The following is a 12,634-nucleotide window of genomic DNA, read 5'->3' as shown; positions in this document are numbered from 1 at the left end:
TGCTCACTCGTCGTCCCCGCCCTTGTCTTGCTCGGTCGTCGCGCGCGGATCGCCGATGCCGTCGACCGGCACCGCCGGGCAGTCCTTCCACAGGCGCTCGAGGCCGTAGAAGTCGCGTTCGTCCTCGTGCTGGACGTGGACCACGATCTCGACGTAGTCCAGCAGCGCCCAGCGGCCCTCGCGGGTGCCCTCGCGGCGCACCGGCTTGTATCCGGCCTCGCGCAGCTTGTCCTCGATGTTGTCGACGATCGCGTTGACCTGGCGCTCGTTGGGCGCGGACGCGATGACGAAGCAGTCGGTGATGACCAGCTGCTCGGAGACGTCCAGCACGACCACGTCGGCGGCCAGTTTCTCGTCGGCGGCCCGTGCGGCCACCGTCGCCATCGAGACGGCTTCTGCCGATGCTGTCACCCTGCTACCTCTTCCCTGCGCACTTTCACCATGCACTGTCTTGCGGCACGTACAGGTGCCGTTTCGATATGTATTGGACGACCCCGTCCGGGACGAGGTACCACACCGGCCGACCCTCCCCCGCCCGTCGCCGGCATTCGCTCGACGAGATGGCCAGGGCCGGGATCTCGACCATCGTGACCGTGCCCTCCGGGTAGTCGCGGAGGTGGTCGGCGAGATGGTCGATATTCAATTCGTACCCCGGACGGGTCACGCCGACGAATTTCGCCAGCTCGAACAGTTCCGACCAATCCTGCCACGTCAGGATGCTGGCCAGCGCGTCCGCTCCGGTGATGAAGTACAGATCCGCGTCCGGGTGGAGTTCGGCCAGGTCGCGCAGGGTGTCGACGGTGTAGGTCTCCTTGCCGCGGTCCACGTCGACGCGGCTCACCTGGAACCGGGGATTGGACGCGGTCGCGATGACCGTCATGAGATACCGGTCCTCGGCCGGGCTGACCGCGCGATCGCCCTTCTGCCACGGCTGACCGGTCGGTACGAAAATCACCTCGTCCAGGTCGAACCGATTCGCGACCTCACTGGCCGCGACCAGGTGCCCGTGGTGGATGGGGTCGAAGGTGCCGCCCATCACGCCCAGCTTGCGGCGGCCGTTCGTATACACGAAAAGCGAGCTTACCGGGGGCGATTGATTACGCCGCCCCCGCACCGGCGGGGCTCGGCCGGCGGGCCGGCCGGATTCAGACCGGCAGCAGACGGCCCACCAGGGCGGTCAGCTGGCGGGCCGAACGGCATTCGTGCATCTCGATGATGTCGGCGTAGCGGTCGGCGGCGGAATCGCCGGTGCCCCACATCTTCTCGGCCTCGGGGTTGAGCCAGTAGGCGTGCTTGGCGGTGTCGACCAGCCGCCGGAGGGTGTCCAGCGCCGGGTCGCGGTAGTTGGTGCGGGCGTCGCCGAGGATGAGCAGGGAGGTGCGGCTGGTGACGGCGTCGGGGAACCGCTCGGCGAAACCCTCCAGGGCCGAGCCGTAGTCGGAGTGGCCCTCGATGCCGACGACCTCGGCTTCGGTGAAGATGCGGCGGGTCAGCTGATCCAGCGGGGTGGCCGCGTCGAACAGCTGGGTGACCTCGTCGACGCGGTCCACGAAGGCGAAGATGCGGACCCGGGAGAACTGCTCGCGCAGGGCGTTCACCAGCAGCATGGTGAAGCTGGAGAAACCGGCGACCGAGCCCGAGATGTCGCACAGCAGGACGAGATCGGGGCGGCCGGGACGCGGCTTGCGGGTGACGAGATTCACTGGGACGCCGCCGGTGGACATGGATTTGCGCATGGTCTTGCGCAGATCGATCTCGCCGCGGCGGGCACGGCGGCGGCGCGCGGCCAGGCGGGAGGCCAGGACCCGGGCCAAGCGCTGACTGCTGCGGCGCAGTTCGTCGAGTTCGGCCTGGGAGATGCGCAGGAAGTCGGCGTCCTCGGCCTGCCGGGCGACGCCGTAGGTGGCGACGCGCTCGCGGCCGATGCGCTCGGCCACCCGGCGGCGGGTCTCGGCTTCGACGGTGCTGCGGAAGTCCTTGATGCGGCCGCGGGCCGTGCGGCGGGCGACCTCGGTGTCGAAGTCGGAATTGTCCATGCCCTGGGCGAGGCCGGCGAGAATCCTGCTCACCAGCAGTTCCGGCTGCAGATCCTTCAGCGTCTGGTAGGCGGAGAAGGACGGCCCGCCCGCCGCCTGGTACTGGCCCATCTGGTCGACCATCTGCGCGGCCAGCGCCTGCAATTGCTGCGCCTGCTCGCCCGACGGGTCCTGGATCAGCAACTCCGCCAGCATCTTCCGCAGTTCGAGGATGTCGACCGAGCCGTCCGGTTTGATCGGCAGCTCCACCTCCTCGGCCCCGGCCCGCTCCCCCAGCGCGGCCGGGAACCACAGGTCGAACATGCCGTCGAAGGTGGCGCGCTGGGTGGTGCGGCGCAGCAGCGCGCAGGCCAGGCCCTCGCGCAGCGCCTCCCGGTCCATGAGGTCCAGGACGGTGAGAACCTGTCCGGCGTCCACGGTTTCGGACGGCCCGACCGGAATTCCCCGGCCGCGCAACGCCTCCACGAAGCCGACCAGATGCCCGGGCAGGCCGTGTTCGGCCGTCGGTCCCGGCACCTGCACCGGCTTGGCCGGCGTACCGCCCGAGATCGCCCGCATGGCGGCGGAAACCAGCCCGCGCGGCGAGTTCTCCTTGCCCTTCGAGGGCTCCGAAGCCCCGCCCACGATCAGGCCAGCTTCAGCTCGGACTGCGCACGCACGTGATCGGCCTGGTGCTTCAGCACCACTCCGAGCGTGGCCCGCACGGTCTTGTCGTCGAGATCCTTTGCGCCCAAGGCCAGGAGCGTGCGCGCCCAGTCGATGGACTCCGCGACCGACGGCAGCTTCTTGAGCTGCATGCCGCGCAGCACGTGCACGATCCGCACCAGCTGCGCCGCCACCGCGGGCTTCAGCTCCGGCACCCGGCTGGCCAGGATGCGGCGCTCGAGCTCCTCGTCCGGGAAGTCGATGTGCAGGTAGAGGCAGCGCCGCTTGAGCGCCTCGGACAGCTCGCGGGTGGCGTTGGAGGTGAGCACCACGAACGGCTTGCGGGTCGCGCTGATGGTGCCCAGTTCCGGCACGGTGACCGAGAAGTCGCTCAGCACCTCGAGCAGCAGGCCCTCGATCTCGACGTCGGCCTTGTCGGTCTCGTCGATGAGCAGCACGGTCGGCTCGTCGCGCCGGATGGCGGTGAGCAGCGGGCGTTCCAGCAGGAACTCGTCGGTGAAGACGTCGGCCTTGGTTTCGGCCCAGTCGTTCTCCGAGGACGCCTGGATGCGCAGGATCTGCTTGGCGTGGTTCCACTCGTAGAGCGCCCGCGCCTCGTCCACGCCCTCATAGCACTGCAGCCGCACCAGTTCCGCACCCGCGACCTGCGCGACGGCCTTGGACAGCTCGGTCTTGCCGACACCGGCCGGCCCCTCGATGAGCAGCGGCTTGCCGAGCCGGTCGGCGAGGAAAACCGAAGTGGCGGTGGCCTTGTCGGCCAGGTAGCCGGTGCGGGCCAGCCGCTCGATCACATCGTCGACCGACGAGAAGATCGGCTCCTGGTTGGGTGCGGTGGTGGGAGCCACGGCGGTCCTTTCGTATCCAGCGGGTGCTAGACGGGGCGAATCTGCCCGTCGCCCCACACAATCCACTTGGTGGAGGTTAGTTCGGGCAGGCCCATGGGTCCGCGGGCGTGCAGCTTCTGGGTCGAAATGCCGATCTCCGCGCCGAATCCGAACTGCTCGCCGTCGGTGAAGGCGGTCGAGGCGTTGACCATGACGGCGGCGGCGTCGACGCGAGCGGTGAACTCGCGGGCGGCCTTCAGGTCGGCGGTCACGATGGCCTCGGTGTGGCCGGTGCCCCACTCGTTGATGTGCTCGACGGCCGCGTCGAGATCGTCGACGACCTTCAAAGCGATGTCCAGGGACAGGTATTCGTCGGCCCAGTCGGTGTCGGTGGCGGGCACCAGGCCCGGCAGATCGCCGTGGATGGTGACGCCCTTGTCCTCGAGGGCCTTGATCATGCGCGGCACCGCGGTCTCGGCGATGGCCCGGTCGATCAGCACCGTCTCGGCGGTGTTGCACACCGAGGGCCGGCGGGTCTTGGCGTTGATCAGGATGGACTCGGCCATCGCCAGATCGGCGTCCCGGTGGACGAATACGTGGCAGTTGCCGGTGCCGGTCTCGATGGTCGGCACCAGCGCGTCGCGCACCACCGCATTGATCAGGCCCGCGCCGCCGCGCGGGATCACCACGTCCACCAGGCCGCGTGCCTGGATCAGGTGGGTGACGCTGGAGCGGTCCTCCGCCGGGAGCAGCTGCACCGCGTCGGCCGGAAGCCCCTGCGCTGCAAGCGCTTCCCGCAGCACCCGAACCAATGCCGCATTGGACTTCGCCGCCGAGGACGAGCCGCGCAGCAGCGCCGCATTGCCCGACTTCAGCGCCAGCCCGAAGGCGTCGACGGTGACATTCGGCCGCGCCTCGTACACCATGCCCACCACGCCCAGTGGCACCCGCACCTGGCGGATCTCGAGACCGTTGGGCAGCGTCGACCCGCGCACCACATCGCCGACCGGATCCGGCAGCCCGGCCACCTGCCGCAGCCCCGAGGCGATGCCGTCGACGCGGGCCTCGGTCAGCCGCAGCCGATCCAGCAGCGACTCGGCGGTGCCGCCCGCCCGGGCGATCTCGATGTCCTCGGCGTTGGCGGCGAGTACCGCGTCCTTGGCCGCGAGCAGCGCGTCGGCCGCGGCGTGCAGCGCGGCGTCCTTCTGCGCGGTGGTGAGCTGAGCGAGCGTCCGCGACGCCACCCGAGCCCGGCGCGCCGAGTCGTGCACCACCTCGCGGACAGCGTCCCGATCTGTGGTCGTGGGAGCAGTCATAAGGACAGATTACTGATGACGATCTGCCGCCGGTCGGGGGCAGGTTGTTACCGTGAGCGCATGACCGCGAGCATCCGGTTGTCCTCGGGCACCGGCCGATGGGTTCTGCTGGCCACCGTCCTCGGTTCGGGGATGGCCATGCTGGACGCGACCGTCGTGAATGTGGCACTCCCGCGGATCGGTGACGAGTTCGGCGCATCGATGGCGGGACTGCAGTGGACGGTCAACGCGTACACGCTGACGCTGGCCGGATTGATCCTGCTGGGCGGGTCGCTGGGCGACCGCTACGGGCGGCGGCGGGTGTTCCTGATCGGGGTGGTGTGGTTCGCCACCGCCTCCGCATTGTGCGGTGCGGCGCAAGACGTTTCGATGCTCATCGCGGCCCGGGCCCTGCAGGGCGTGGGCGGTGCGCTGCTGACGCCCGGCTCACTCGCCATCATTCAGGCCTCCTTCCGGCCCGAGGAGCGGGCGCGCGCGGTCGGGGCCTGGTCCGGGCTGGGTGGCGTGGCCGGAGCCATCGGGCCCTTCCTGGGCGGGTGGCTGGTGGAGGCGGCCGGCTGGCGGTGGGTGTTCCTGCTCAATATCCCGCTGGCCGCGGTGGTGGTGGCGGTGACGGCCCGGCACGTGCCCGAGACCCGCGATGCCGAGGCGCACGGGAGGTTCGACGTGCTCGGCGCGGTGCTGGCGGCCTTGTGCCTGGCCGGGATCACCTACGCCCTGACCATGGCGCCCGAGCACGGTACGAGTCGAATCCTGGTGTGGGGCAGCGCGATCGCGGGCGTCGCCGCGGGTACGGGATTCGTGGTGGTGGAGCGGCGGCGGTCGCGCGACGGCCAGGATCCCGCGGCCATGCTGCCCGTCGCCGTGTTCGCCTCCAAGCAGTTCACCGCGATCAATGTGGTCACCTTCGTCATGTACGGCGCCATGAGCGTGGTCTTCTTCCTGCTGGTGCTGACCCTGCAGGTGGTGGCCGGATTCACTCCGATCGCCGCGGGCACGGCCATGCTGCCGGTCACCGTTCTGATGCTGCTGTTCTCGGCCCGCTCCGGCGCGCTGGCCCAGCGCATCGGACCCCGCTGGCCGATCACCGCCGGTGTACTGCTCGCCGCGACGGGCATGCTGCTGATGACCCGCATCGGCATCCACACCTCCTACCTGGTCGATGTCCTGCCCGCCGCACTGGTTTTCGGCTTCGGCCTGACGCTGGCGGTGGCGCCGCTGACCGCGACCGTCCTCGCCACCGCCGACGAACGCCATGCGGGCGTGGCCAGCGGCGTCAACAATGCGGTCGCCCGCGCCGCGGGTCTGCTGGGCGTGGCGGCCATTCCGCCCCTGGCCGGACTCACCGGTGCGGCGTACACCAATCCGCCCGACTTCGCCCACGGCTTCCATCTGGCCATCCTCACCTGCGCCGTCCTCATGATCGCGGCCGCCGCCCTGGCCTTCTTCACCGTCCGCGACGACGCCCTCCGCACCGCCCCGGCCTCGTGTGAACCGGAGTGCCGCACCTTCTCCGCCGTCGCCAGCCCGCCCCTCGAACCCGACCACCACACCGCCCCGACCGAAAGCGAGCCCTCATGACCGCGCCCGAGCCGACCATCACCCAGGTCACCGACACCGTCCCCCAGTACTTCGCCATCAAGGTCGGCGATACCCGCGCCGGCCTGACCGCCTACGTCGATCAAGGCCGCCAGCGCATCTTCTTCCACACCGAGATCGACGAGGCCTTCGCCGGTCAGGGCCTGGCCTCCACACTCATCGGCGCCGCCCTCACCGCCACCCGAGCCGGCGGCAAACGCATCGTCCCCATCTGCCCCTTCGTCAAGGCCTACGTCGAAAAACACCACGACTTCGACGACATCCTCGACCCCGTCACCCCGGAGGCCACGTCCATCGTCGAATCCGCCCTCGGCTGAGCCGCCTGAACTACGGTCCGGACCATGGCGCGAATTGCGGTGGTGGGCAGCATCAATATGGATCTGGTGACGACCGTGGGGCGGCGGCCGGAGGCCGGGGAGACGGTGACCGGAGACGGGTTCGCACTGGTTCCGGGTGGGAAGGGGTCGAATCAGGCGATCGCGGCGCGGCGGGCGGGGGCCGAGGTCGAGTTCGTGGGGGCGGTCGGCGGGGATGTGTTCGCCGACGCGCTGCGGAAGGTGTTGCGTGAGGCCGGGGTTGGGGTCTCACGGCTGCGCGAGGTCGAGGGGCCCAGTGGGATCGCGACGATCGTGGTGGACCGGAATGGCGAGAACACCATCATCGTGGTGGCGGGGGCCAACGGGCGGATGACGGAACTGACTGCAGCGGACCTGGATACGATCGCCGCCGCGGATGTGCTCATGTGCCAGTTGGAGATTCCGATTCCCACGGTGCTCGCGGCCGCCCGGCAGGCGCGGGCCCATGGCACCACGGTGGTGCTGAATCCCTCACCGGTGCAAGAGCTTCCGGACGAGTTGTGGGCCGAGATCGACGTCGCGGTCGTCAATGAAGGTGAGGCGGCTCGACTGGCCTCCGCGCTCACCGGTGTGCCGCACGTCATCACAACGCGGGGCGGCGCGGGGGCGAGCTATCGCGGTCCCGACGGTGTCGAGCTCTCCCATCGGGGGATTCGCGTGCAGGTCGTGGACACCACCGGTGCGGGCGACACCTTCACCGGGGCGCTGGCCGCCCACTGGCACGAAGGCCCCGACACCGCCCTGGCCTGGGCCTGTACCGCGGGGGCGCTGGCCACGACGAAACTGGGTGCCAGTGCCTCGATTCCGGAGTCGGCGGAGGTCGAGCGCGTGCTCGCGGAGTCGGGGCGCGATAGCCGGGTGTGATGATGTGGTGAGGGTCTACGAAAGGGTGTGGCATGTCGCTGCGGCACGGGTTGCTGGGGTTGCTGGCGGAGGGGCCGGCCAGCGGGTACGACCTGGCCCAGCGGTTCCAGGAGGCGCTGGGGCCGGTGTGGCCGGCGCGGCATCCGAAGATCTATGCCGAGCTCGGACGGCTGGCGGAGGCCGGAATGATCGAGCTGGACAGCGAAGGGGCGCGGGGGCGCAAGGCGTACCGGATCACCGAGGCCGGGCTGGCCGAGGTGCGGCGGTGGCTGGTCGAGGACGAGGTCGATCACACCCTGCGATTGGAACCGCTGCTGCGGTCGTTCTTCTTCTGGCTGATGGAGCCGAAGGATCTGGGCGAGCACCTGGATCGCGAGGGGCGTTTCTTCAGCGATACCGCGGCCATGTACCGCGAGCTGGCCATGGCCAAGGACCGCGGCGAGTTCGGCACCGATCCGCACGACAGGTCCAAGCGGATCGCGGTCGAGGCGGGCATCCGGTTGTACGAGGCGCTGGCCGAATGGGCCGAATGGGCACGCGACGAGATCGACGAGGATCGGTAAACACCTAGGCCGCACCGGGATTCGAATCGATCGGGATACTCGTGACCATTGACATGTACCTTGGGACATGTACTCTTGTTCATGTACCCGGGTATGCGTATCAACCGCGATTCGATCCGAGGCTTCACATGACAACAGCCACCAACGCACGCGCGATCCTGCTCACCGGCGCGGGCGGCGGCATCGGCCGCGCCTGCGCACTGACCCTGGCCGCCAAGGGATTCCACGTCTACGCCGGGGTCCGCACCCCGACACCGGACCTGGATGCCACCGGCATCACCCAGCTCACACTCGATGTCACCGATTCCGCGAGCGTCGCGGAAGCCGCCGGACAGGTGGCGAAACACCAAGACGGACAGGGGCTGCACGCCCTGATCAACAATGCGGGCGTACTCGTCCAGGGTCCGACCGAACTGGTGCCGATCCCCGAGTGGCACCGGCAATTCGAGGTCAATGTGCACGGTCCGGTGCGCGTCATCCAGACCTTTCTGCCCCTGCTCCGGGAGGGCGGCGGCCGGATCGTGAATATCAGCGCGGCCAGCGCCCGGGTCGCTTTCCCCTTCCTCGGCCCCATCGGCGCGAGCAAGGCCGCGCTGGAGTCGTATTCGGAATCACTGCGCGTCGAACTGACCCCGTGGCGTATTCCGGTATCGGTCGTGCAGCTCGGAGCCATGCGCACGGAGATCTTCGCCAAGTCCGCCGCTGCGGCCGAAGCCGCACTGGCACAGGCTGATCCGCAGATCGCCGGGTTGTACGAGCGCCAGCTCACCGCCTTCGAGCGGGCCGCGGCCGGCCAGCGCTACGCGCCGGTCGAGGTGGCGGCTTCGGTCATCACCCGCGTGGTCGAGGCACGCAAGCCGAAGGCGTTCTATGTAGCGGGATCCGATGCACGACTCGCGGTCTTGCTGTCCCATATCCCGGCAAGGCTGCGCGACAGGGTATTCCAGCGCGTGCTCGGCCTGTCGGGCATCACGCCCACCGCCGCGACGGCGTAGTGGGCACCGGGAACAGATGGCGGCGATCCGCCTTTTCCATCAACGTGGACATTCGACCAAAAAGTTGAACCCGACGAATGTCCGCACCGTTTGACATCGGCATCGGACACGAGATTCAGGAGATGTGCCAATGGATTTGAGACTGGGCGGCAGAACGGCGCTCGTGACCGGCGCGTCGGCGGGCATCGGCGCGGAGATCGCGCGGGTACTCGCCGCGGAGGGCTGCCATCTGCATCTGGCCGCCCGCAGCAAGGAGCGGCTGGACGAGATTGCCGAGCGGCTGCGCGCCGACCACGGGGTGCAGGTGCGCTCCCACCCGGTGGACCTGCGGTCGGCCGAGGATCTCACCGGGCTGGCGGACGCGGTCGGAGCGCCGGACATCCTGGTCAACAATGCCGGCGACATTCCGGCCGGACCGCTGGCGGCGGTCGACGCCGAAACCTGGCGGCACGCATGGGAACTCAAGGTCTTCGGCTACATCGACCTGAGCCGCCGCGTCTACGCGGACATGACGCGGCGCGGTGGCGGCGTCATCGTGAACGTCATCGGTTCGGCGGGCGAGCGGCCCGATGCCGAGTACATCGCGGGCAGCACCGGCAATGCGGCGCTCATGGCGTTCACCCGCGCGCTGGGCAGCCGCAGCTGGCGCGACGGCATCCGGGTGGTCGGCATCAATCCGGGCCCGGTGGCCACCGCGCGCATCACCACACTCATCGAGACCAATGCCCGTTTCGCCGAGATGGCGGCGGACTTCCCCTTCGGCCGCCCGGCCCATCCGCGCGAAATCGCCGATATGGCAGCGTTTCTCGCCTCGGATCGGTCCGGCTACACCACCGGCACCATCGTCACCGTCGACGGCGGCCTGAGCCTGATCTGAGGCTCAGGCGACCGAGGTCGTCCTGCCCGTGTGCAAGGCGACCAGGTCGGCCATCTGCTGGCCGGCCCGTTCCAGGGGTGTGGTCGAGCGGGTCGCCAGCGACATGATGACCGCGCCCTCGACCGCCGCGATGATGGTGGTCGCCAGGGAGCGGGCGATGGCGGGTTCCACGGCCTCGGCCTCGAGCCGGTCGGCGAGGATGCCCTCCCACTCGCCGAAGGTCTCCCCCGCCACGTCGGCCGCCTCGGGCGATTCCGAGCGGCCGAGCGCCGCGGCCACGATCGGGCAGCCCGCGGTGAAGTCGCTCGAAACCAGCACGTCCCGCCACAGGGCCGGGAAGGCGGCGATGGCGCCGGCCAGATCGGTGCCGGCGGTGACGGTTCGCATGAGTGCGCTGGTGGCCTGTCCGGCGGTCCGGGTGGCCTCGGCGACCAGTTCGGATTTGCCGCCCGGGAAGTTCAGGTAGATCGACCGGCGGGAGATGCCGCTGTGCTCGAGCAGCTGCGCGATGCCGGTCCCGGCGATGCCATTGCACCGCATCAGGGCGATGGCGCTGTCGATGAGGCGGTCGCGGGCACCCATGGACGATTCCTCCTTGCTCTATACCGATCGGTGTACTACCGTTTTCCAATATACCGATTGGTCTACCCAGTGTAGTCCGCCGCTCAACTCTTCGACGAGGAATCGGGGCCACACCATGCCGTCAGCATCCACCGCGCGACAGTCGACCCTGCACGATCCCCTGCCGCTGGCCAGCGGTCAGGTGCTATCCAATCGGATCATGAAATCCGCCCTGAGCGAAGGGCTGGCCAACGGCGACAATGCCCCCGACGCGCGGCTGGAACGACTGTACGGCCGCTGGAGCCGCGGCGGCTACGGACTCATCGTCACCGGCAATGTCATGGTGGACCGCCGCCACTGCGGCGAACCCGGCAATGTGGCCATCGAGGACGAGCGGCACCTGGAGGCCCTCACCCGCTGGGCCAAGGTCGCCAAGGACGGCGGCGCCAAGGTCTGGGTGCAGCTGAATCATCCCGGACGGCAGGCCAATCCGATCGTCACCCGCACCCGCGCGGTCGCACCCTCGGCCATTGCCATGGGCATCCCCGGCGTGCCCGCACCGCGCGAGCTGACCGAGGACGAGATCCTCGACATCATCGCCCGCTTCGGCCGCGCCGCCCGGATCGCCGAGGCCGCCGGATTCGACGGCGTCCAGATCCACGGCGCGCACGGCTACCTGGTCTCGCAGTTTCTGTCCCCGCTGTCGAATCAGCGCACCGACGCCTGGGGCGGCGACGCCGAGCGACGGCGGCAGTTCGTGGTCGAGGTGGCGCGCAGCATCCGCGCGGCGGTGAGCCCGGGCTTCGGGCTGGGCATCAAACTCAATTCGGCCGACTTCCAGCGCGGCGGCTTCACCGAGGACGAGTCGCGCACGGTCATCGAGGAGCTGTCCGGCGAGCAGGTGGACCTGTTCGAAATCAGCGGCGGCAGTTACGAATCCCCCGCCATGATGGGCCGGCCGCGCACGGCCTCGGCCAGCACCCGCGCCCGCGAGGCGTACTTCCTGGACTACGCCGAGACCGCCCGGCAGGCCGCGGGCTCGGTCCCGATCGCGGTGACCGGCGGTTTCCGCTCCCGCGCCGCCATGTCCGACGCACTGGCCGGCGGCACCTGCGACCTGGTCGGCCTGGGCCGCCCCGCGGCCGTGATCCCCAGCGCCGCAGCCGATCTGCTCACCGAGCGGACCGACGCGCTGCACCCGCCGCACATCTCGCTGGGCCTGCCCCCGCGTCTGGCCGCCAATGGCGGCCTGAAGTCCTTCGACGGCGCGCTCGACCTGCAGTGGCACACCGATCAGCTGCACCGGCTCGGCGCGGGCAAGGATCCCGATCCGGACCGCTCGCCCTGGCTGACGGCGGTGACCATGCTGCGCCGCAACGGCTTCGATGCCTTCCGCAGCAAGCGATCCACCGCCCCGCGTACCGCCGCCGACCGGGCGGCCCGCAAGTTCCGCGCCGAGCGCGCCATGGGCCGCTATGTGATGAACCCGGCCGTCCGCGCCCTGGACCGGATCGGCATCCGCACTGCCTTCGCCAGCGAGATCGAAACCGTCGGCCGCAAGTCCGGGCAGCCGCGCCGCGTGCCGGTGTCGCTGCTGTTCGACGATGAGGGCGCGTGGGCCATCTGCCAGCACGGCCTGCGGTCGGGCTGGGGCCTGAACCTCACGGCCAACCCGAATGTCCGTGTCCGCCAGGGTGATAACTGGCGCACCGGCACCGCTGCGCTGCTCCCCGACGACGACGTGGTGGCCCGCGCCCGCACCTTCGCCCCGCATCCGGCGCTGGCCCCGTTCAGCCGCGGCTTCTTCGCGGCGCTGGAGAGCGATCCGGTGACGGTCCGGATCACATTCACCGATCGATAGTCCGACGGCATTCACCGTAATCGGAAATTTATTTCCGTGTGATATGGTGAAAGCGAAATCGAATTCTCCTGTCTACCATCGGATCTCGCAGTAGCGATTTCCGATAATGGGCTGCC

Annotated in this window: 13 protein-coding genes; 7 read left to right on the top strand and 6 right to left on the bottom strand. The window is 69.5% G+C overall.

The genetic code is table 11. The features are described 5' to 3' along the window. Nucleotides 1-3 precede the first annotated feature (3 nt). The 5 genes from rsfS to ACFXKA_RS05570 all read right to left on the bottom strand — a co-directional run bounded on the left by rsfS (nt 4) and on the right by ACFXKA_RS05570 (nt 4,842). The gene (gene rsfS / locus ACFXKA_RS05590; RefSeq protein ID WP_354835020.1) at nt 4-411 is read right to left on the bottom strand and encodes a ribosome silencing factor; all 408 of its coding nucleotides are present in this window, start codon (nt 409-411) and stop codon (nt 4-6) included. A gap of 25 nt (nt 412-436) precedes the next feature. After that, on the bottom strand, nt 437-1,069 hold the full coding sequence (nadD, locus tag ACFXKA_RS05585; RefSeq protein ID WP_379426263.1) for a nicotinate-nucleotide adenylyltransferase: 633 nt from the start codon (nt 1,067-1,069) through the stop codon (nt 437-439). Nucleotides 1,070-1,145: 76 nt separating this feature from the next. Then, entirely contained in the window at nt 1,146-2,594 is a 1,449-nt protein-coding gene (locus ACFXKA_RS05580) for a VWA domain-containing protein (protein WP_354835336.1), read from the bottom strand. Between the two features lie 68 nt (nt 2,595-2,662). Continuing rightward, a complete protein-coding gene (locus ACFXKA_RS05575; protein WP_354835016.1) occupies nt 2,663-3,547 on the bottom strand; it encodes a MoxR family ATPase in 885 nt (294 codons plus the stop codon). A gap of 26 nt (nt 3,548-3,573) precedes the next feature. Then, entirely contained in the window at nt 3,574-4,842 is a 1,269-nt protein-coding gene (locus ACFXKA_RS05570; RefSeq protein ID WP_379426262.1) for a glutamate-5-semialdehyde dehydrogenase, read from the bottom strand. Nucleotides 4,843-4,902: 60 nt separating this feature from the next. Between ACFXKA_RS05570 and ACFXKA_RS05565 the strand changes: the two genes are divergently transcribed. The 6 genes from ACFXKA_RS05565 (at nt 4,903) to ACFXKA_RS05540 (ending at nt 10,096) form a co-directional block, all read left to right on the top strand. Next, the gene (locus ACFXKA_RS05565) at nt 4,903-6,423 is read left to right on the top strand and encodes an MFS transporter (RefSeq protein ID WP_379426261.1); all 1,521 of its coding nucleotides are present in this window, start codon (nt 4,903-4,905) and stop codon (nt 6,421-6,423) included. Then, on the top strand, nt 6,420-6,758 hold the full coding sequence (locus ACFXKA_RS05560; protein ID WP_379426260.1) for a GNAT family N-acetyltransferase: 339 nt from the start codon (nt 6,420-6,422) through the stop codon (nt 6,756-6,758). The genes ACFXKA_RS05565 and ACFXKA_RS05560 overlap by 4 nt, the downstream gene beginning before the upstream one ends. A 24-nt stretch (nt 6,759-6,782) precedes the next feature. Continuing rightward, nucleotides 6,783-7,661 carry a ribokinase gene (locus ACFXKA_RS05555; RefSeq protein WP_379426259.1) on the top strand — a complete coding sequence of 293 codons (879 nt, stop codon included), beginning with the start codon at nt 6,783-6,785 and terminating at the stop codon, nt 7,659-7,661. A 32-nt stretch (nt 7,662-7,693) separates the two neighbouring features. Further along, nucleotides 7,694-8,224: a PadR family transcriptional regulator gene (locus ACFXKA_RS05550; RefSeq protein WP_354835006.1), complete on the top strand. Its 531-nt coding sequence runs from the start codon at nt 7,694-7,696 to the stop codon at nt 8,222-8,224. Between the two features lie 128 nt (nt 8,225-8,352). Then, nucleotides 8,353-9,219 carry an SDR family NAD(P)-dependent oxidoreductase gene (locus tag ACFXKA_RS05545; RefSeq protein WP_379426258.1) on the top strand — a complete coding sequence of 289 codons (867 nt, stop codon included), beginning with the start codon at nt 8,353-8,355 and terminating at the stop codon, nt 9,217-9,219. A 130-nt stretch (nt 9,220-9,349) separates the two neighbouring features. After that, entirely contained in the window at nt 9,350-10,096 is a 747-nt protein-coding gene (locus tag ACFXKA_RS05540; RefSeq protein ID WP_379426257.1) for a short-chain dehydrogenase/reductase, read from the top strand. A 3-nt stretch (nt 10,097-10,099) separates the two neighbouring features. Here ACFXKA_RS05540 and ACFXKA_RS05535 read toward each other — a convergent pair whose 3' ends face one another. Continuing rightward, nucleotides 10,100-10,678: a TetR/AcrR family transcriptional regulator gene (locus ACFXKA_RS05535; protein ID WP_379426256.1), complete on the bottom strand. Its 579-nt coding sequence runs from the start codon at nt 10,676-10,678 to the stop codon at nt 10,100-10,102. Nucleotides 10,679-10,793: 115 nt separating this feature from the next. Here ACFXKA_RS05535 and ACFXKA_RS05530 point away from each other — a divergent pair, with 115 nt between their 5' ends. After that, nucleotides 10,794-12,518 carry a nitroreductase family deazaflavin-dependent oxidoreductase gene (locus ACFXKA_RS05530; protein WP_379426255.1) on the top strand — a complete coding sequence of 575 codons (1,725 nt, stop codon included), beginning with the start codon at nt 10,794-10,796 and terminating at the stop codon, nt 12,516-12,518. Nucleotides 12,519-12,634: the final 116 nt, after the last annotated feature.

It is taken from the genome of Nocardia sp. NPDC059228 (assembly GCF_042754245.1).
In the GTDB taxonomy this organism is placed as follows: domain Bacteria; phylum Actinomycetota; class Actinomycetes; order Mycobacteriales; family Mycobacteriaceae; genus Nocardia.
This window is presented reverse-complemented; position numbering and strand designations above follow the sequence as displayed.

Excerpts from the sequence above, each read along its gene's own strand:
- ACFXKA_RS05580 (WP_354835336.1), bottom strand. The coding sequence starts at position 2,594 with ATGCGGGCGATCTCGGGCGGTACGCCGGCCAAGCCGGTGCAGGTGCCG.
- ACFXKA_RS05570 (WP_379426262.1), bottom strand. The coding sequence starts at position 4,842 with ATGACTGCTCCCACGACCACAGATCGGGACGCTGTCCGCGAGGTGGTG.
- ACFXKA_RS05565 (WP_379426261.1), top strand. The coding sequence starts at position 4,903 with ATGACCGCGAGCATCCGGTTGTCCTCGGGCACCGGCCGATGGGTTCTG.
- ACFXKA_RS05560 (WP_379426260.1), top strand. The coding sequence starts at position 6,420 with ATGACCGCGCCCGAGCCGACCATCACCCAGGTCACCGACACCGTCCCC.
- ACFXKA_RS05555 (WP_379426259.1), top strand. The coding sequence starts at position 6,783 with ATGGCGCGAATTGCGGTGGTGGGCAGCATCAATATGGATCTGGTGACG.
- ACFXKA_RS05550 (WP_354835006.1), top strand. The coding sequence starts at position 7,694 with ATGTCGCTGCGGCACGGGTTGCTGGGGTTGCTGGCGGAGGGGCCGGCC.
- ACFXKA_RS05545 (WP_379426258.1), top strand. The coding sequence starts at position 8,353 with ATGACAACAGCCACCAACGCACGCGCGATCCTGCTCACCGGCGCGGGC.
- ACFXKA_RS05540 (WP_379426257.1), top strand. The coding sequence starts at position 9,350 with ATGGATTTGAGACTGGGCGGCAGAACGGCGCTCGTGACCGGCGCGTCG.
- ACFXKA_RS05535 (WP_379426256.1), bottom strand. The coding sequence starts at position 10,678 with ATGGGTGCCCGCGACCGCCTCATCGACAGCGCCATCGCCCTGATGCGG.
- ACFXKA_RS05530 (WP_379426255.1), top strand. The coding sequence starts at position 10,794 with ATGCCGTCAGCATCCACCGCGCGACAGTCGACCCTGCACGATCCCCTG.